Origin of the sequence: Catenuloplanes indicus, from assembly GCF_030813715.1 — a bacterium.
Classification (GTDB): Bacteria; Actinomycetota; Actinomycetes; order Mycobacteriales; family Micromonosporaceae; genus Catenuloplanes; species Catenuloplanes indicus.
In genome coordinates, this window is the sequence record NZ_JAUSUZ010000001.1 from 7,771,358 (window position 1) to 7,789,616 (window position 18,259).

At 74.0% G+C, this 18,259-nt stretch carries 20 protein-coding genes; 5 read left to right on the forward strand and 15 right to left on the reverse strand.

Translation table 11 applies throughout. The annotated features are described in order from the left end of the window. Positions 1-483 carry a septum formation initiator gene (locus tag J2S42_RS34650; RefSeq protein WP_307246092.1) on the reverse strand — a complete coding sequence of 161 codons (483 nt, stop codon included), beginning with the start codon at positions 481-483 and terminating at the stop codon, positions 1-3. A gap of 102 nt (positions 484-585) precedes the next feature. Between J2S42_RS34650 and J2S42_RS34655 the strand changes: the two genes are divergently transcribed. Then, positions 586-1,266 carry a response regulator transcription factor gene (locus tag J2S42_RS34655; protein ID WP_307246093.1) on the forward strand — a complete coding sequence of 227 codons (681 nt, stop codon included), beginning with the start codon at positions 586-588 and terminating at the stop codon, positions 1,264-1,266. Beyond that, positions 1,263-2,549 carry a HAMP domain-containing sensor histidine kinase gene (locus J2S42_RS34660; RefSeq protein WP_307246095.1) on the forward strand — a complete coding sequence of 429 codons (1,287 nt, stop codon included), beginning with the start codon at positions 1,263-1,265 and terminating at the stop codon, positions 2,547-2,549. The genes J2S42_RS34655 and J2S42_RS34660 overlap by 4 nt, the downstream gene beginning before the upstream one ends. Before the next feature lie 411 nt (positions 2,550-2,960). Here J2S42_RS34660 and J2S42_RS34665 read toward each other — a convergent pair whose 3' ends face one another. Both J2S42_RS34665 and J2S42_RS34670 read right to left on the reverse strand, forming a co-directional pair. Then, positions 2,961-3,563 (reverse strand): PepSY domain-containing protein, encoded by a 603-nt coding sequence (locus J2S42_RS34665; RefSeq protein WP_307246097.1) that lies wholly within the window; start codon positions 3,561-3,563, stop codon positions 2,961-2,963. A gap of 100 nt (positions 3,564-3,663) precedes the next feature. Further along, positions 3,664-4,155, reverse strand: coding sequence for an anthrone oxygenase family protein (locus J2S42_RS34670; protein ID WP_307246099.1), 492 nt, complete (start codon positions 4,153-4,155; stop codon positions 3,664-3,666). A gap of 128 nt (positions 4,156-4,283) precedes the next feature. Here J2S42_RS34670 and J2S42_RS34675 point away from each other — a divergent pair, with 128 nt between their 5' ends. Then, the gene (locus J2S42_RS34675; protein ID WP_307246100.1) at positions 4,284-5,192 is read left to right on the forward strand and encodes a LysR family transcriptional regulator; all 909 of its coding nucleotides are present in this window, start codon (positions 4,284-4,286) and stop codon (positions 5,190-5,192) included. A 43-nt stretch (positions 5,193-5,235) separates the two neighbouring features. Here the strand turns inward: J2S42_RS34675 and J2S42_RS34680 are convergent, their stop codons facing one another. Genes J2S42_RS34680 through J2S42_RS34695 form a run of 4 tightly spaced genes read right to left on the reverse strand, consistent with a single transcriptional unit; the run spans position 5,236 to position 8,440 of the window. After that, the gene (locus tag J2S42_RS34680) at positions 5,236-6,342 is read right to left on the reverse strand and encodes a hypothetical protein (protein WP_307246102.1); all 1,107 of its coding nucleotides are present in this window, start codon (positions 6,340-6,342) and stop codon (positions 5,236-5,238) included. After that, positions 6,326-6,823: a SigE family RNA polymerase sigma factor gene (locus J2S42_RS34685; protein WP_307246103.1), complete on the reverse strand. Its 498-nt coding sequence runs from the start codon at positions 6,821-6,823 to the stop codon at positions 6,326-6,328. The genes J2S42_RS34680 and J2S42_RS34685 overlap by 17 nt, the downstream gene beginning before the upstream one ends. Before the next feature lie 16 nt (positions 6,824-6,839). Further along, positions 6,840-7,976, reverse strand: coding sequence for a MalY/PatB family protein (locus J2S42_RS34690; protein WP_307246105.1), 1,137 nt, complete (start codon positions 7,974-7,976; stop codon positions 6,840-6,842). Then, positions 7,973-8,440, reverse strand: a complete 468-nt coding sequence (locus tag J2S42_RS34695; protein ID WP_307246107.1) for a mycothiol transferase — start codon at positions 8,438-8,440, stop codon at positions 7,973-7,975. Before J2S42_RS34695 ends, J2S42_RS34690 begins: the two co-directional genes overlap by 4 nt. An 89-nt stretch (positions 8,441-8,529) precedes the next feature. On the opposite strand from J2S42_RS34695, the gene J2S42_RS34700 reads away from it, so the two are divergent. Beyond that, positions 8,530-9,087: a CGNR zinc finger domain-containing protein gene (locus J2S42_RS34700; RefSeq protein WP_307246109.1), complete on the forward strand. Its 558-nt coding sequence runs from the start codon at positions 8,530-8,532 to the stop codon at positions 9,085-9,087. A gap of 125 nt (positions 9,088-9,212) precedes the next feature. Continuing rightward, a complete protein-coding gene (locus tag J2S42_RS34705; protein WP_307246112.1) occupies positions 9,213-10,001 on the forward strand; it encodes a GAF domain-containing protein in 789 nt (262 codons plus the stop codon). A gap of 202 nt (positions 10,002-10,203) precedes the next feature. Here J2S42_RS34705 and J2S42_RS34710 read toward each other — a convergent pair whose 3' ends face one another. The 8 genes from J2S42_RS34710 to J2S42_RS34745 form a co-directional block, all read right to left on the reverse strand. Beyond that, positions 10,204-11,469: a M56 family metallopeptidase gene (locus tag J2S42_RS34710; protein ID WP_307246114.1), complete on the reverse strand. Its 1,266-nt coding sequence runs from the start codon at positions 11,467-11,469 to the stop codon at positions 10,204-10,206. After that, entirely contained in the window at positions 11,466-11,831 is a 366-nt protein-coding gene (locus J2S42_RS34715; RefSeq protein ID WP_307246115.1) for a BlaI/MecI/CopY family transcriptional regulator, read from the reverse strand. Before J2S42_RS34715 ends, J2S42_RS34710 begins: the two co-directional genes overlap by 4 nt. A 22-nt stretch (positions 11,832-11,853) precedes the next feature. Beyond that, positions 11,854-13,047: an RNA polymerase sigma factor gene (locus tag J2S42_RS34720; RefSeq protein ID WP_307246117.1), complete on the reverse strand. Its 1,194-nt coding sequence runs from the start codon at positions 13,045-13,047 to the stop codon at positions 11,854-11,856. A gap of 48 nt (positions 13,048-13,095) precedes the next feature. Then, on the reverse strand, positions 13,096-13,428 hold the full coding sequence (locus tag J2S42_RS34725) for a YciI family protein (RefSeq protein ID WP_307246119.1): 333 nt from the start codon (positions 13,426-13,428) through the stop codon (positions 13,096-13,098). 120 nt (positions 13,429-13,548) lie between these two features. Then, positions 13,549-14,307, reverse strand: coding sequence for an RDD family protein (locus tag J2S42_RS34730; protein WP_307246120.1), 759 nt, complete (start codon positions 14,305-14,307; stop codon positions 13,549-13,551). Between the two features lie 18 nt (positions 14,308-14,325). Next, positions 14,326-14,736 carry a DUF2752 domain-containing protein gene (locus J2S42_RS34735; RefSeq protein WP_307246122.1) on the reverse strand — a complete coding sequence of 137 codons (411 nt, stop codon included), beginning with the start codon at positions 14,734-14,736 and terminating at the stop codon, positions 14,326-14,328. A 78-nt stretch (positions 14,737-14,814) separates the two neighbouring features. Next, positions 14,815-16,236, reverse strand: coding sequence for an RICIN domain-containing protein (locus tag J2S42_RS34740; RefSeq protein ID WP_307246124.1), 1,422 nt, complete (start codon positions 16,234-16,236; stop codon positions 14,815-14,817). A 19-nt stretch (positions 16,237-16,255) separates the two neighbouring features. After that, positions 16,256-18,190, reverse strand: coding sequence for a DUF2264 domain-containing protein (locus J2S42_RS34745; RefSeq protein ID WP_307246126.1), 1,935 nt, complete (start codon positions 18,188-18,190; stop codon positions 16,256-16,258). Positions 18,191-18,259: the final 69 nt, after the last annotated feature.

The window sequence follows — 18,259 nt, forward strand, 5'->3', positions numbered from 1 at the left end:
TCAATCGTCGTCATCGCCGGGACCGTGCTGCGCCGGTACGCCGCCGGAGCAGCGGATCCGCAGCTCGGACTCGTCGCCGGCGCCTTCGAACTCGACCCTGACCTCGCGGGCCGGCCCACGCTCGACCCTCGCGATTGACCAGCCCTGCGCCGCCGACCAGGTGACCAGCTCCGCGCGGCCGTCCGCGGCGCACGCGGCCACGGCCGTGCCACCGGCCACCGCGAACGACCGGCGGTCATCCAGCGGCGCGGTCGGCTCCGGAGGCACGGCCGACGGGGACGGCGACGGGGACGGCGACGGGGACGGCGGCGCGGGCGGCGGCAGCGAGTCCAGCGCGGCCAGCACCTCCCGCTCGGAGAGCACGCCGCCGGGCGTACCCGTGATGCTCTCGCCGATCAGGCGGATCGCGGCCAGGCCGATGAGCGTGGCGGCGACCGCGGCGGCCAGCCACCCGGCGACGGCGATCACGGTACGGCGACTCATGCCCCGACTATGCCGCACGCCTCGCTAACGGCCGGACAGGCCAGGGATAAGGGACGGTCAAGGTGGCCGGGGCCGGTCCGGCCGGCGGCTACCCTGCCAGTCGTGGCCCGACTGCTCCTGATCGAGGACGACCTGACGATCCGCCTGCCGCTGGTCCGCGCGCTCACCGAGAGGGGGCACGCGGTCGCGGCGGCCGGCACCGCGATGGACGGCGTCCGCCTCGCCGTCGACGAACGCCCCGACCTGGTCGTGCTCGACCTCGGCCTGCCCGACCTGGACGGCCGGGAGATGCTCCGGATGCTGCGTGCGGTCAGCACGGTCCCGGTGATCGTCGCCACCGCGCGCGACGACGAGACCGAGATCGTCCGGGTGCTGGACGCGGGCGCGGATGACTACCTGGTCAAGCCGTTCAGTGCGGCACAGCTGGACGCCCGGGTGCGCGCGGTGCTCCGGCGCGGCGCACCGGCCGGCGACGGCGACGCCGCGATCACGGTCGGCCAGCTGCGCATCGACCCACGTGCCCGCGAGGTCACGCTGGCCGGTGCGCCGGTCGAGCTGACGCCGCGCGAGTTCGACCTGCTGTACCACCTGGCCGGGCGGGCCGGCGAGGTGGTCACCAAGCGCGAACTGCTCAGCGAGGTGTGGCGGATCCCGTACGGCGGCGCGGACAAGACCGTCGACGTGCACATCTCCTGGCTGCGCCGCAAGCTCGGCGAGAACGCGGCCGCGCCGCGATACCTGCACACGGTCCGCGGCGTCGGCGTGCGGCTGAGCGCGCCGTGAGGGGCCGGCTCGCGCTGCTGGTCGCCGCGACCACCGGCCTCACCATGATCGCTTTTCTGGTGCCGCTGGCACTGCTGCTCCGCGACGTCGCGGCCGACCGGGCCACCGTCACTGCGACCGCGGACGCGCAGGCCATCGTGTCCGTGGTCGGCGCCGCCGACGCAGCGACCGTGCGCCTGACCGTGGAGCGTCTCGCGCTCGCCTCCGGCCGCCCGGTGACCGTGTTCCTCGCGGACGGCACCGTACTCGGCGACCCGGTCGCGCCCACGCCCGCCACCCGGCTCGGCGCGACCGGCCGCAGCCTCACGGCGGAGACCGCGGACGGCGGCCGGGAGATCGTCATTGCGGTCCAGGGCCGCGCCGAGGGTACGGCCGTGATCCGCACCCTGGTCCCGGCCGCCGAGCTGACCCGCGGCGTACCCCGGTCCTGGCTGCTCCTCGCCGTGCTCGCGATCGTGCTCGTGTTGCTCGGGCTGGCCGTCGCGGACCGGCTGGCCCGCGCGCTGGTCCGGCCGATCGTCGCGCTCTCCCAGGTCTCGCACCGGCTGGCCGGCGCGGAACTGACCGCGCGCGCCGAACCGGACGGTCCACCCGAGGTACGCGAGGTCGCCGGAGCGCTGAACCACCTGGCCGCCCGCATCCAGGAGCTGCTGCACGCCGAACGCGAACACGTCGCCGACCTGTCCCACCGGCTGCGCACGCCGCTGACCGCGCTTCGGCTCGAGGCCGAGTCGATGCGCGACCGCGACGAGGCCGCCCGGATCCAGGCGGCCGCGGACGGCGTGGAGAGCGCGGTCACCGCCGTGATCCGCGCGGCGCGCGCCGCGACCGCGGCCGGTCCGGTCGCGCCGGGGGAGTGCGACGCCGCGGCCGTGGTGGCGGAACGCGTCGAGTTCTGGCGCGTGCTGGCCGAGGACACCGGCCGCGACGTGACCACCGAGATCGCGCCGGGCCCGCTGCCGGTCGCGCTGACCGCGGACGACCTGGCGGCCGCGGCCGACGCGCTGCTCGGCAACGTCTTCGCTCACACACCCGACGAAACCCCGTTCACGGTACGGCTGCGCCGCACGCCCGGCGGCGGTGCGGCACTCACCGTGGCGGACCGGGGTCCGGGCATCCCGGCCGGGCTGGTGCGCCGCGGGAAGAGCGGCGGCGGCTCGACCGGCCTCGGCCTGGACATCGCCCGCCGCGCGGCCCAGGCGGCCGGCGGAAGCCTGGAACTCGGCACGGCCGAACCCGGCGGCGCCGCGATCACGCTGCATCTCGGCGTGCCAGGAGCCTAAACGGCCCGGCCCGGCCCGGCGCCGCAGGTGCGCCGTGCCTCGGCCCGCCGAGCGGGCTGAACGGCGCTCTCCTGGCGATACCGGTCCGCTGGCGTTCACGGGTGGCCGGTTCGGCCTCGACGCTGGCGACTTGCGACGGCGTCAGCCCGGGGAAAGCGCAGAACGTCGCTACGGGTTTCGCGGCTAGCCGCCTTTATGATGAGATTTCGGGCGCGGAGTGCGCGATCATGAACCCTGCCGGTGCGGCCACCGGCCCGCTGGCCGCACCGGTGATTGCCGAAATGGGTTCGACCGGCGGCTGTGCTGGCAAGCGAACCACCGGCCCGCTGGCGCGGACCGGTGGTCGGCTCGGGCGGAGTCCACCGTGCCCCGGGCCGTTGGATCGGCTGGGGGATGCCCGAGGCGCCGGGATCAGTCGTCGTCGCGGTCGTCGCCACCGCGGCGGCCGCTGCGGTCGTCGTCATCGCCGCCGTGCCGGCCCTTGCCGTCATCGCTGCTGCCGTCGCTGCGGTCGCCGCCGTGACCGCCGCGGTCGTCGAGTTCGTCGTCGATCACGCGGCCGGTGGCCTTCTCGATATTGATCTCGCGACGCCCGTGGTCCGTGGTGAACTCGACCTTCCAGGTCGGGACGTCGTTCACGTCGTCGCTCTCCACCTCGCGTACGGTGCCGGAACCCAGGTGGGCCCGCGCGATCGCCACCGCCTGCTCCCGGCTCACCGGGCCGCCGGCGACCGGGGGCGTCGCCGGTGCGGTGGACACGGACGACGACGGCGACCCGGACGGATCGCCGGACGACGGGGCCGGCCCGGGCGTGCCCGGCTCGCCGGACGACGGGTCCACGGGCGGCGTGGCGGAGTCGTCGGAGGACGGTGCCGGGGACGGCGTGGCCGCCGTGCCCAGGCCGCTCGTGGCGCTGCCGGAGCCGTCGCTCAGGCCGGCGGCCACCGCGGTGCCGCCGAAGCCCAGCACCAGCGCGGCTCCGGCCGCCGCGGCCAGCATGGTCGTGCGCTTCATGGTCGTACCTCCGTTGGTCGATCGATCGTCGGTTGTCGACGACCACCGAAGGTTCGTCCGCGACCGGATAGCGGCGCGCTGTGCGACGGCTAAGGCGAGGTTAAGACATCAGCGCCGCCACCAGCACCGATGCGACCGACAGCGTGGTCGCGGCGGTGCGCAGCGCGTGCCACCGGGCCCACGGCACCTCGAACCACCGGCGTACCGAGCTGGCCTCCGCGTCGGTCGCGGAGTGCAGGTCGACCGCGTCCAGCCGGTTGTTCAGCGGGATGTTCGCGCCGACGGTGACGCCGAAGCCGCCCACGACGTACAGCGCGCAGGCCGCGAGCAGCAGCCCGCCCTCGGCGGACCAGCCGTCCTGCAGGCGGAGGATCAGCGCCAGCGGCAGCAGCACCAGTGGGCCGAGGAACGCGGCCAGGAACACCGGGTTCACGATCGCCACGTTGATCGACTGCATGGCGCGCAGGTATCCGATGTCGCCGAGGCGGCCGAGGCCCCGGTTCGTGACGAACGAGAACGAGAAGAACAGGCCGGCGATGAGCGCGGTCAGCGTGCCGGCCAGCACCAGCGTCGCGTCGGCGAGAAGATCCATGACGGCGACGGTACGCGGCGCGGCCAGGTCCGGCGTACCCGCGAAGGTGTGTGATTACCGGCCGAACGTGCCATCCGGATCGATCGACAACCTTGTCTCCGTCCGGACGCCGGTAGCAGAATCGGCGGATGGGCGACCGCCGTGAGCCGAGCATCCACCAGCTGCGCCTGCTCCTCGGCCTCGCCGCCCACCTCCACTTCGGACGCGCGGCCGAGGCGCTGCGGATCAGTCAGTCCGCGCTCAGCATGCAGATCCGCGCGCTGGAGGACCGGCTCGGCGTGCGGCTGGTCGAGCGCACCAGCCGGACCGCGGAGCTGACCACGGCCGGGCGCGCGCTGCTGCCCGTGATCGAGGAGACCGTCGCGGCCGTCGACCGGTTGCTCGAGGCGGCCGCCGCGCGCAGCGCCGACCTGGACCGCGAGCTGGTCGTCGGCGCGGTCGACACCGAGGCCGCGATGCCGCACACCGCCGCGATCCTGCGCCGGGTGCAGACCGGCGACCCGTCGATCCGGGTGAGCGTGCGCAGCATCGGGTTCGTCGACCAGATCCGCGCGCTGACCAGCGGCAAGGTGGACGTGGCGTTCCTCCGGCCGCCGCTGCCGCCGGGCATCGAGTCGCTCCAACTGGCCACCGAGCCGCGCGTCGCCTGCCTGCCGGTGAACGATCCGCTGGCCCGCGCCGGCCGCCCGGTGCCGCTGGCCCGGCTGGCCCGGCACCCCGTCCTGGACGTGCCGGCCGGCGTACCGCGGGACTGGTGGTCGTTCTGGGCCGCCGACCCGCGGCCGGACGGGACGCCGGTCACCTACGGCCCGGTCGTCGGCGACCTGGAGACGCTGCTCCGGGCGGTCGCGGACGGGCGCGGTATCGCGTTCCTGCCGGCGGCCGCGCGCACCACGTTCGCCCGGCCCGGCGTGGCCTACGTGGACGTCACCGGCCTGCCACCGTCCACCTCCGCGCTGGCCTGGCTCGCGGAGAACTCGTCCGCCCCGGCGATCGCGGCGATCCGGGCGGCCGCCGGGAGCCTGCTGAAGGCGTGACACCGTGCCCGCCACCGCGTCGGCGGTGGCGGGCACGCCCCCGTCAGAACCAGCCGGCCGTGTCGTCCAGCCGGTCCGCGAACTCCAGCCCGGCGATCACCTGCAGCGCCTGGGCCTGCGTGACCGGAGTGCCGGCGTCGGCGCGTTCGCCGCCGTCGCTGGTCGCGGTGACGAGCACGTCGTTGTGCTTCAGGTCGACGCTCCAGAGATCGCCCGCCGAGACCGCGTTGACCTGGTACGGGCCGGCCGTCTGCAGCCGCGGACCGTCGCCGGCGGTCCTGGTGCCGGTGGCGTCGAGCCCCAGCCGGCGCTGCCCGTCGCCGACGACCAGCCGCCCGTACGCGAACAGGCCGACCTCGCTGTCCGCACGGAGCGTCACGCCGGTCTCCCGCAGCTGCAGCCCGGCGGGCAGGCCGGCCGCCCCGAACGGCAGCACGATCCGCCGGCTCTGGTCGAAACGCACGCGCGTGAGCAGGGAGAGATCGGCCGGCCGGGAGCCGGCCGACACCGACGCGCGTGCCCACAGCCCGTCCGCGGGCTGCCAGGTGATCACGTTGAGGGCCGCCTCGGGGACGACGCTCATCTTCGCCGGCCGGTCACCCACGGTGGTGGGTGACGGATCAGGCAGCGGTACGTCCGGCAGCCCGGCGACGTCCAGCGGCGGCAGATCCTCCTCGGCACGGGCGACGTCGATCGTGATGTTCCCGTCCGGACGGAGGGCGGTGGCACTCTCGGCGCCCGGCCGGGACCGCCAGCCGGCCTCGTAGGCGTCGCCGGCCAGCGCGTCGATGGAGAAGTGCACGGTCAGGGGATCGGTACCGACCAGGTCCGGTCGCGCCGCCGCACCGGGCTGCCCGGCGTCCGGCATCCGGGCCAGGTCGCCGGTGAGCGGACCGGGCGCCTGCGACGGGCCGGTGGACGAGGCGGGCGGCACCGGCGGCTGCCGGTCGGGCAGCACCGTGGCCGCCGCCGCGCCGACCGCGACCACGGCCACCGCCGCGAGCGTCGCGGTGGCGATCCGCCGCCGGGTCCGCAGCCGCCGTCCCCGTACCAGCGCGGCGGCCAGCAGCAGCCCGGCCTCGACCGGCGGTCCGGCGTCCGCGCGGGCCCGGAGGCTGTCGGTCAGTAGCGTGTCACGATCGGCGGACATCGGCGGTCTCCCCTCGGCCGGTCAGGGCCTGCAACCTGTCCAGGGCGCGTTTTGCCTGGGTACGGACGGTGCCCTGGCTGCACTGCAACAGCTCCGCGATGGTCGCGTCGTCGTAGTCCTCGTAGTACCGCAGCACGATCACGGTCCGCTGCCGCGGTGACAGCCGGGTGACCAGCCGCCACATCGCGTCCCGCTCGTCGGTCTCGGCCGCGGGGTCCCGCACGGTCGCGGTCTCCCGCACCGTGTCCACGCTGACCTCGCGGTTCATCAGCCGGCGTCGCCACGAGTGGTGCGCGTTGACCAGCATCCGCCGCACGTAGAGGTCCGGCCGGTCCACCGCGCCCACCCGCCGCCACCGCACGTAGGCGCTGGCCAGCACGTCCTGCACCAGATCCTCGGCCCGGTGCTCGTCGCCCGTCAGCAGCCGCGCGAACCGCACCAGGGCCGGGCCCCGCGCCAGCACGTACTCATCGAACGTCACGACACATGAAACGCGCTCACCCGGCCGCCGCGTAGACAGCGTGCCGGGAAATCCGGTCGAGAATCTCGGTGAGCACGTCCGGGCCGGTCGCGAAGTTGATCCGGATGAATCCGGCGGTGTCCGGGGAGAACTCCGCGCCGGCGCCGACCTTGACGCCCGCGTCGCGGAGCAGCCGGCCGGCCGGGTCCGGGCCGAGCGGTGAGCCGGTGCAGTCGAGCCAGGCGAGGTAGGTCGCGTCCGGTGTGCGGTAGCCGGTCTCCCACGGCAGCGTCGCCGCCCACTCGGTGATCCGGGCGCGGTTCTCGGTGAGCAGGGCCATCAGGCCGTCCAGCCAGGGGCCGGCCTCCCGCCATGCCGTGGTGGTGGCGACCCGGCCGTGCAGGCCGGGCTGGCCGAGGTAGTCGAGCGGCAGCGCGGCCAGCCGCTCCCACAGCACGCCGTCGCCGATGTGGGCGACCGCGCAGCGTACCCCCGCGATGTTGAAGGCCTTGGTGGCGGACGTCGCGGTGACCGTGCGGGCCGCGGCGTCCGCGGACAGCGACGCGAACGGGATGTGCCGGTGCGGCGCGTGGACCAGGTCGGCGTGGATCTCGTCCGCGAGGACCAGCAGGTCGAGTTCGGCGGCGGCGGTCGCGAGCGCGTCCAGTTCCGCGCGGGTGAAGACGTGGCCGGTCGGATTGTGCGGGTTGACCACGACCAGCATGGCGCACCCGCGCAGCGTCTCCCGCAGATCGAAACCGTCCGGCGGTACGACCGGGAGCGGCACGACGTGGCGTCCGGCCCGGGTGATCGAGGCCAGGAACGGCGGATAGTTCGGCAGGTGGATCGCGATCCGGTCGCCGGGTCGGGTCGCGTGCTCGATCACGACCTGGAGCGTCTGGATCAGGTCGGATAGGACCCGGGTGCGGCCGGGCGCCGGGGTCCAGCCGTGCCGGGCGGCCATCCGTTCCTCGAACGCGGCGATCACCGGGTCACCGTCCGGCCAGTGCGGATAGCCGAGGTCGGTGAGCTCGGCGAGGCGGCGGCGGATGACCGGGGCGGGCGCGAAGTCCATGTCCGCGACCCAGGCGCCGAGCGTGCCGGGCGGCAGCGAGCCCCACTTCACGCCGTGCCCGGACCGCAGCCGGGCGGTGTCCACCGCGAAGTCGCTCACGGCCGGACCCCGCTCACCAGCGCGTCCCGGAGGATCTCCATCTGGCCGTGGTGCTGGGCCAGTTCCTCCAGCACGTGCAGCAGCGCGCCGCCGCGGGTGAGCGTGCGCGGCGGACCGGCGTAGCCGGCCGGGGGAGTCCCGTGCAGTGGTGCGTCACCGTCCAGGCCGGTGACGTCCGCGGCGAGCCGGTCGCGCAGCGCGCGCACCTCGGCCAGCAGTGGCGCGACCGGGCCGGCCGCGGTGAACTCAGCGTCGCGGTCACGGTGCACGGCCCGGCCCGCGACGAGCGCGCCGGACCAGTAGTCGGCCACGCCCACACAGTGCGTGAGCAGCGCGAACGGTGAGTTGGCGCCGGGCAGCGGCGGCGTCGTGCCGGCCAGTTCGTCGCCGAGCCCGGCCACGATGGCGGACATGCCGTCGAGCGCGCGCCCGACGAAGTAGAGGTAGTCGTCGGTTGATATCAAACCGGCCTCCCGGGGGTTTAGCGTCACCGCCTTAGCCGGTGACGGCAAGAACCATTGCGCGGGTACGTGTCACCTGTCAAGGTGGTGACGTGGAGTTCGTGTTCATCGGCGGGAACCTGGCGCTCGACCTGCTCGGCACGCTCAAGTGGCGCCGCACCGAGCCGCTCGAGGGCCTGCGCACAACCGACGACGCCGCCCGCTGGGCGGTCGAGGCCGGGCTGGTCACGTCCCGCCCGAAGCTGACCCCGATCGACGTGGAAGCGCTCCGCGCGCTCCGGGAGAGCATCTATCGCCTGGTCACCGCGCTGCGGGAAGGGACGCCGATCCCGCGCGCCGACCAGGCCGCGGTCAACGAGGCCGCGGCCGGCCCGCGCGTGCTCACCCGGCTCGTCGGCCTGGACGCCCGCCGCACCGGTACGGCCGCGGCGATCGAGGCCGAGGTGGCCGTCGCCGCGATCACGGTGATCGCCGACCTGTACGCCAGCCGCGGACCACGCCTGCGGGAGTGCGAGCGCCAGGACTGCACCCGGCTGTTCCTCGACCGCTCCCGCGGCCGCACCCGCACCTGGTGCGGCATGAGCGAGTGCGGCAACCGCGTCAAGGCCGCCGGCTACCGCGCCCGCAAGGCGGCGGTGCGGACGGCGTGACGTGGTTCGGTGGCAGGCTGTCGTGCCCGCCGGGTGGCCGTCCGGGGACGGGACGCGACGGACCGGGTGTCCGTCGCCGACCGGAGACCGGGTGGCCAGGATGAGGCGCGAGGGAGAGGAGCATCGTGACCGGCACGATCGACGCGCGGCTGGCCGCCGTCTACCGCTACGAGATCCTGGATACCCCACGGGACGGCACGTTCGAGGGCTTCGCGCGTGTTGCGGCGCGTCAGTTCCGGGTGCCGATCGCCACCGTGACCATCGTGGACGCCGACCGGGTCTGGTTCGCGGCCGCGGAGGGCCTGCCCGGTGTCGCGCAGATCGGCACCGAGCCGGGCCTGTGTGCGTCCGCCGTGCTGCAGGCCGGGCCGTACGTGGTGAACGACGCGCTGGTCGACCCACGCACGATGGACCACCCGCTGGTCCGCGGCGAACTCGGCCTCCGTTTCTACGCGGCCGCGCCGATCACCACCCGCGACGGTCACCGGCTCGGCACGGTCAACGTGATCGACTCCGCCCCGCGTGACGTCACCGAGGACGAGGCCATGCTGCTCACCGACCTGGCCTGCCTGGTCGCCCAGCACCTCGATCTGCGGCTGGCCACGCTGCTCGCGGTCCGCGCCGAGCAGACGCTGCGCCACGACGCGGATGCCCGCGCCACCGCGTCCGCCGCACTCGTCAACCGCATGCGCGCGGCCGGTGCCGCCCAGCGCGAGGCCGCCACCCTCCCGGAGTTCTGCCAGCTCGGCGGCGCCGGCGGCTGCGGCGCGGCGGCCGAGCTCAAGGTGGCGGACACCTGGGGCGACCACGCCTGGGGATGCCCGGCCCACGTCGAGGAGGTCCTCACCCACGCCTCCTCCGTCTTCCTGGCCAGCCAGGAACTCAACGGCCTCGCCGGCTACCGCGCCCGCTGAGCCACCGCTCAGTCGCTGCCGGCTGCTGGCAGCGACACGGGATTCGGCGCCCGCGGGCTCTGCGTACCGCGGTGGTCGTGTGTCGTGGGCGGCTGCCGCGCGAGCGCGAGAACGAGAGCGGTCGCTCCGCTCGACCGGCTCCCGGCGGCTGCCACGCTCAGCAATTCCGTGGTCGCGGCGTTGCGCCCGGTGGCACGGATGCTCAGGGCATCCAAGCGGTCGCGAAGACGACGAAGTCGGTGGCGGCCGCGGCGTCCGTCACGACGAACGCGATGCTGAGCAGCGCCAGCGCGAACAATCCGGCGCGGGTGCGCCGCGTCGTCCCGGCCGGATCGGTCATCGCCCGGACCCGGCCGACCGCGTGCCCGCGCCGCGACCCGTGCATACCCTGCACACCCGGGGCCTCGGCCCCGCAGCCGCGCCGACCCCGGGCTGTGCCGGTTGCGCGGCCTCCGGCCGCCGGGGTGACGGTTGCGTAACCTTCGGGCGCTGGATTGCCGGTCGCGCAACCGTCGGTCACCGGGATGCCGGATACGCGACCCTCGGTCACCGCGGTGCCGGTTGTGCGGCCTTCGGCCGCTGGAGTGCCGGTTGCGCGACCTTCGGACGCCGCGGTGCCGGTTGTGCGGCCTTCGGCCGGCTGGGGGCCGGATATGCGACCCCCGGCCGGCGGGATGCTGGACGCGCGGCCCTCGGAAGAGGCGGTGCTCGGCACGTGCGCCCCGGCCGGCGGCGTACCCGGGGTGAACGTCGGATGGTCGAGCGTGGCGAGGGCGGCCTTGGCGACGCTGCGGGCCGTCAGGTGGCGGTCGCCGACCTCGGTGGCGGCCTCCTCGTCGGCCCAGCGTTCCACCAGGTACGAGACCGCGTCGCGGGCCGGCAGCAGGATCGGGTTGAGTGCGGCCGCGGTGGAGGCCATCGCGGTCAGGCGGTGGTGGCGGCGGGCCAGGTGGGCGCGTTCGTGGGCCAGCACGACGCGACGTTCGTCCGCGGTGAGCAACCTGATCATGCCGGTGGTCAGGAGGATGTGGCCGGGACGGCCGGGGACCGCGATCGCGAACGGTGCGGACCAGTCGGCGACCACCACGCCGTCGCCGCCGGCGCGGCCGCCGTGGTCGACGGCGTCGCGGAGGCCGCGGTGGACGGCGTCGCGGCGGCGGACGTCCACGCCGTACCGGATCAGGGCGATCAGCAGCAGTACGACCGCGGTGATCGCGACCACGTCCGGCACCGGTTCGGGGAGCCGGGGGCGGCCGGGCTCGTTGCGGGCGACCAGTGGCGGTGGCAGGCGGTCGAGCAGCGTGGCGACCAGCAGGATCAGCGAGGCGGTCGAGGTCACGGCCGCGAGGAGCGCGGCACCGGCCAGCGCGCGGGCCGCGGCGGCGGGTGCGGATCCGGTCGCGATCGGGCGGGCCAGCAGCGCAAGCGCGGCGGACAGCACGATCGGGACGTAGACCCACACGGTCACGGGCGGCCCGTTTCCAGGAACGCGCGCAGCGTCGCCGCGTCCGCGTCGTCGAGGGTGGCGGCGAACTGCTGGAGCACTCGCTCCCGGTCGGGCCGGCCGGCCAGCGTGGCGCGCATCGTCTCGGCCGCGAACGCGGCCTCGTCCTTGGCCGGCCAGTAGACGTGGCCGCGGCCCTCCGGCCGCCGCACCAGCCGGCCCTTGTCCTGGAGCCGGCCCAGGATGGTGAGCACCGTGTTGTACGCCAGCGTGCCGCCCAGCGCGGCCTGCACCTCCGACGGTGTCAGCGGGCGCCCGGCCGCCCACAGCGCGGCCATCACCTCCGCCTCCAGCGCTCCCGGTGCCCGTCGTCCCTCACCGCTCACCGCACACCTCCCCAGGTTCCCGTCACTGTAACGCCGCACGGCGCCGGTGCAGGAACGCGCGGGCCGGGCCGTTCGCGGTGCGCGCGATCGCCTCGTCGTAGGCCGCGGCCGACTCCGCCGTGCGCCCGAGCCGGCGCAGCAGGTCGGCCCGGACCGCGTGGAACAGCTGGTACTCGTGCAGCGGCAGCGCGTCGACCAGCGCGAGCGCGGTCTCCGGGCCGGACACCTCGGCGACCGCGATCGCGCGGTTCAGTTCCGCGACCGGGCCGGGCGCGACCACGAGCAGCCGGTCGTAGAGCGTCACCACCTGAGCCCAGTCCGTCTCCGCCGCGGTGTGCACCGCGCTGATCGCGGCCTGGATCTGGTACGGCCCCGGCCGCCCGGCCCGCAGGCAGGCCCGGACCAGCTCCCGCCCCTCGGCGGCCAGCGCGGCGTCCCACAGTGACCGGTCCTGGTCGGCCAGCAGCACGAGGTCGCCGGCCGCGTCCACCCGCGCGGGCCGGCGTGCCTCGGCGAGCAGCATCAGCGCGAGCAGCCCGGTCGCCTCCGGCTCGTGCGGCATCAGGTGCACCAGCAGTCGGCCGAGCCGGATCGCCTCGGCCGCGAGGTCGTCCCGGGTCAGCGCGTCCCCGGCGGTGGCGGTGTGCCCCTCGTTGAAGATCAGGTAGATCGCCGCGAGCACCGCCTCCAGGCGCTCCGGCAGTTCGTCGCCGGACGGGATCCGGTACGGGATGCGCGCGTCCCTGATCTTCGCCTTCGCCCGGACCAGGCGCTGCGCCATCGTCGCCTCCGGCACCAGGAACGCGCGGGCGATCTCACCGGTGCTGAGCCCGCCGAGCAGCCGCAGCGTGAGCGCCACCCGGGCCGGCAGGCTCAGCGCCGGGTGGCAGCAGGTGAAGATCAGCCGGAGCCGGTCGTCGCCGTACTCGTCGTCGGCCGGGGATCCGGCGCCGGCCGGTGGGTGCAGCAGCGCCACCTTCCGCCGGCCGGCCGCCTCGCGCCGGAGCCGGTCGACGGCCCGGTTCCGCGCGGCCGTGATGATCCAGCCGGCCGGGCTGGGCGGCGGCCCGTGCTCGGTCCAGCGCCGGGCCGCCGCCGCGAACGCGTCCTGCACCACGTCCTCGGCCAGCTCGAGATCACCGTACGCGCGGGTGAGCACGGAGACGGCCCGGCCGTACTCGGCCCGGTAGATCGCGTCGAGTTCGCTCGCCTTCACCGTGCCGACCCTGCCATCCCCGGCTGAGAACTCGCTGCCGGGACGCGGTCACGACCAGTGGAACGCGCGCACCTCGATCGGCAGGCCCATCACCGTGGTGAGGCGCTTGGTCCAGTGCAGCGCGGTGTCCAGGTCCGGTACGTCGATGATGGTGATCCCGCCGAGGTGCTCCTTGCCCTCGACGTACGGCCCGTCGGTGATCATCGTGCCGCGCACCACGGTCGCGGACTCCGGCGCGGTCAGGCCGCCGCTGAACACCCAGACGCCGGCCTCGCGCATGGCGTCCTCGATCGCGCCGAGCTCGCGCATGATCGGTTCGAGGATCTCCGGCTCCGGCGCGGGGCCGTCCGGCTGTTCGATGCTGAGCAGGTACTTCGGCATGTCGTCCTCCGTCGTTCGCGGGTGTTCTCACCACCTACACGAACGAGCGGCGCCCCGATCGACATGCGGGCGAAAAAAAATACGGGCCGCCCCCGGAAGGAGGCGGCCCGGTACGGAAGATCAGCGCGCCGAGACGACGACCGTCTTCATGATCTTGTCAGCGAACGTCTGGTTCTTGTCGTCCCAGATCGGCCACAGGTAACCGATGTAGCACGGGAAGCTGTCCAGGATGTGCACGATGCCCCGGACGAAGACGAGCAGCGGGCCGATCGGCTGGCCGTCGTTCTCGCTGATCAGCTTGATGCCGAGGGCCTTCTTGCCCCAGCTCTGACCGGTCCTGCCCTGGAGCCAGACCTGGTTGTAGATGCCGAGCAGGCCGCCGAGCGCGAGGAAGATGAAGTACAGCGCGTTCGGCGCGGCCGGGGTCGCGATGCCGGTGGTCGGGTCGACCTGGGTGTTCATCGTGCCGCCGAGGATCACGGCGAGGATCGAGAACGGCGCGACGACCAGGATGTCGACCAGCGTGGCGCCGACCCGGTGGAACCAGCTGGCGTACTCCTGCGGCGCACCGTAGCCGCCGTAGCCGCCGGTCTGCGGGGTGCCGTAGGCGGGCTGGCCGTACGCGGGCGACTGCGGCTGCCCGTACGACGGCTGCTGCGGCTGGCCGTAGGACGGCTGCTGCGGCTGGCCGTAGGACGGCTGCTGCGGCTGGCCGTAGGACGGCTGCTGCGGCTGCTGCCCGTAGGAGGGCTGCTGCGGCTGCTGACCGTAGCCGGGCTGCTGACCGTACGACGGCTGCTGACCGTAGCCCGGCTGCTGGCCCTGGCCGTAGTTGGGCTGCTGCCCGTACGGCTGGCCCTGGTTCGGCGGGTATGTCACGTAAAGCTCCTTGAAGGATCAGCTCAGCACGAGCCGGTTCAATTGGAACACCCAGCTCGCCACGGCGAGGAGAGCGACACTCGACCCCAGCCACCGTCGCGCGGCGCCCCCGATGGGCCGCGGCGCCGCCATGATCCCTGCGGCCCGCAGTGCCAGCAACGGCACCACGGAGATCGCGAGCGCCGCCAGGGCCAGAACGCCCGGGTTGGCGGCGGCCGCGCCGGCCACGTCACCGTGGACCAGCGCGACGGAGGCGGTCGTCAGACCGCAGAACGGGCAGGGCACGCCGGTCACCGCGTACAGCGGGCACGGCGCACCCAACCCGGTCGCGGAGGTGAACGCGGGCCACACGAGCGCCGCGGCCCCGGCGGCGAGGCCGAGCAGGCCCAGCCGTTCCGGTACCGAGACATACCGCGTGGTCACGTTCATCCGTCCTGCTCAGGTGGAAGGGGCGACTGATAGTAGGACAACGGTCACTGCATCGGCCACCCCGTACACCTGGTGAGGTCAGGGGGTCCTTCGCAGCCACTGCTGGTTGGCCCCACCATTACAGCCGTACTGTGCAAGTCTCGCGCCGTCCGAGGCCGAGGCACTGATCACATCGAGGCAGCGGCCGCTGTGCCGGGCCACCAGCCGCACGTAGCCGGAGCCGGCGTCCTGCACCTGCCACTGCTGGTTCGTCCCGAGCCCGCACGCGTACTGGATCACGCGCGCGCCGTCCGCGGTGCTGCCGGACGTGACGTCCAGGCAGCGGGCGCTGTGCCGGGCCTGGATCTGCACGTACCCGCTGCCCAGCGGCTTGAGGAAGAACTGCTGGTTGTGCCCGGTGCCGCAGGCGTACTGCACGGCCTCCGCGCTGTTGGCCGCACTGCCGTTCACCACGTCCGCGCACTTGCCGGAGTGCCGGGCGGCGAGGGCGACGTAACCGGACGTCAGACCGGACACCGCGCCCGCGGCCGCGTCGATCGACAGCTCCGGGTAGTAGGACAGGCTCATCGTGGCCGGGGACGGGAACGAGATGGGCAGCCAGACGTACTGCGAGTCGTTGACCGTGCCGCCGATCGAGTTGCCCCAGCGGTCGCCCAGGTACAGGAACGCGTTGCCGACCGGCAGCACGAACGTGCTCTGCGATCCGAACGTCACGCTGTCGCCCACGTTCTGCCAGGCGCTCCACGTACCCGTGATGGATGTTGCGGTGGAGTATTTCGCCTGGTTGGGGTTCCAGCCGGTGGCGCCGGAGGTGAGCATGAAGTAGACGCCGTCGCGCTTGAACAGCGCCGGGGCCTCGCGGTGGTCACCGGGCCAGGACCGCACCAGCGCGGCCGTGTTCGTGTAGTCCGCGGTCAGCCGGTAGACGTGCAGGTCGTAGTTCTCGTTCGCCGCGGAGATCATGTAGCCGGTGCCGTCGGTGTCCACGAACGCGGTGATGTCCCGCGACATGTGCTGGCCGAGCGGCCGGAAGCTGCCCCGGTACGTGTAGTCGCCGTCGACCGTGCCGGACACCGCGACCGCCGCGCGCGCCTCGCCGTAGTCGACGCCGTTCTCCTTGTGCATCCACATCACGAACTGTCCGGTGCTCGCGTTGTAGATCACCTTGGGCCGCTCGATGTTCGCGACCCGCAGCTCCGCGGCCGACGACTGGGTCAGCACGTCGTTGCGGAACTCCCAGTTCCGCAGATCCGTGGAGCGGTAGACAGAGACGGCCCGGAACGTGTTGTCAGCGTTCCGGTTCTCGCCGAACCAGTAGTAGTAGGAGCCGTGCTTCAGGATGCCGCCGCCGTGCGCGTGCACGGGATTCCCGGCGGTGTCCCGGAACTGCACGGCGTTGGTCACCGTGACCGGCGCGGCCGACGCGGGCGCGGGCGGCGCGAGGAGCGCCGCCACGGCGGCGAGGACCACCAGAGCGGCGACACGGGTACGGGTGGACACACCGACCTCCTTGCGGGCGTTATGGGACGGTCGGATCCCAGGTGATGGACGGCCCGCCGCGTGGCGGCCGGCGGGAGTAGCGGGGGCTCTCGCCGAGGCGCACGCGGATCTCCTCCCCGTCCGGGAGCACCGCCACCACCTCGTCTCCCTGCTGAGCCGCTGCCGGCACGACGCCGGAGACGTCGCGGGACAGCGTGACGAGAGCGACGTACCAGGCCGCGGTGCCGTCGACCACCGGCCCGGTCAGATACGGCGTGGCGGACCGGCTCCCGAACGCGTTCGCGCCGGACATCCGCTGCACGCCCGCGGCTGACCAGCCCAGCAGCCCCACGACCCGGCTGGTCAACCCGTCAGGACCGACGACCTCGGCGGTACGGTCGTGCGCGCGCCCCGCGGGCGTCCCGGCGCCCGCGATCGCGAACCCGCCGGTCCGCGGCGTCCACCCGGCCGGACCGGTGATCCGCTCGATGCGCAGCTCGCCCGCGTCCCCGCACAGCACGCTCGAGGTCTCCACCCGCACGTCCCCGTCGGTGTAGTAGGACGCGGCGAACCGGTCCGCACACCCGATCCGGTGGATGCGCCGCCGCCTGGTCACCGCGCCGCCGCCCGGCGGCACCAGCCCGGTGTGCCCGTCCACGTCCGCCGACCACGCCCGCGCCTCGGTCTCCGGCGCGGTGTGCGTGCTGTACCCGACCTTCGCGTAGTGCGGATCGTCCCGCTCCGGGTCCTCGCCCAGCTCGGCCGGCACCTTGATGTGGTCGCTGCCGTGGTTGTACAGCCGCACCACGCCGTCCGCCCGGGTGCCGTGCAGCAGCCAGCCCGGCGCCGGGAGCGTGCGGATGAAGCTCGCGCGTTCGACCGCGGCCGGCTCCTCGGTCGCGGTCCACACCGGATGATCCGCGGGCAGCAGCAGACCTACGAAACCCTTGGCCGCCCAGTACGGCGAGGCCGGCCCGGAGTACGGCTGGGTGATCGGCGGGAACTGGCCGTGGTACCCGAGCCGCAGCAGCCCGGCCTCGTCCGGCGTGCCGCGGTCCGCGAAGTAGCGCAGCGCGCCGGACGCGAGCCGCCGCGTCTCGCCCGGCGGCAGCGGCGTGGCGTCCGCGAGCGCGCCGGTCCAGAGCGCGGCAGCGGCCGCGTACCGGTAGGTCAGCGACCGGCCCTGGTGCATCGGCGCGCCGTCCGCGCCGAACATCAGGCGGAAGTCGCCGAGGAACGCGTGCAGCCGCTCCCGGTAGCGCGCCGCCCGGTCACTGCCCGCCGCGCCCGGCATCCGGGCCCAGAGCAGCGGGTAGAGATGCATCGCCCAGCCGGCGTAGTGGTCGAAGTGCTGGCCGGCGCCGTCGGAGTACCAGCCGTCGCCCCGGTACCACTCCTCGATCGCGTCCAGGCCGGCGTCGATCTCCCGCTGTGCGAAGCGGCCGCCGGTGTCCGCCAGGAACTGCTCGACGATCACCTGGAACAGCAGCCAGTTGCACGGCCACGGGCGCTTGCCGACGATCTGCTCCAGCCAGCGGTGCACCGACCGCTGGGTGTCGCGGCCGAGCCGGTCCCACAGCCAGGGGCGGGTCTCGGCCAGCATCAGCGCGACGGACGCGGCCTCGACGATCGACTGCGCGTAGTCCTCGATCGGCGGCCAGGCGTACCGGTCGCCCGGATCCGTGCCGGCGGCCAGTCCTTCGGCGTACCGCTCGATCAGGATCTCGGCTCTGGGCGTTTCCCCACGATCGCCCGCGATCCGAGTGCCGGCCAGCAGGAACGTGCGGGCGAAGCCCTCGAGGCCGTCCGACTCGACGCCGGCCCGGCTGGTCCGGCCGGGCAGCCGGAACTGGGCAAAACCGGGCGCGGCGAACGGTACGACGGACTCCAGCAGGTGGTCCGCCATCGTCTCCCAGTGCGCGCGGGTCCAGCCGGTGTACGGCGAGCGGGTCCGGTCTTCCGGGGGGAGGTCCACGACGGCACCTTAGTTCTCACGCTGGAAACACTTCAATGCTTGACGAATGAAAGTCCATTGATTACCGTG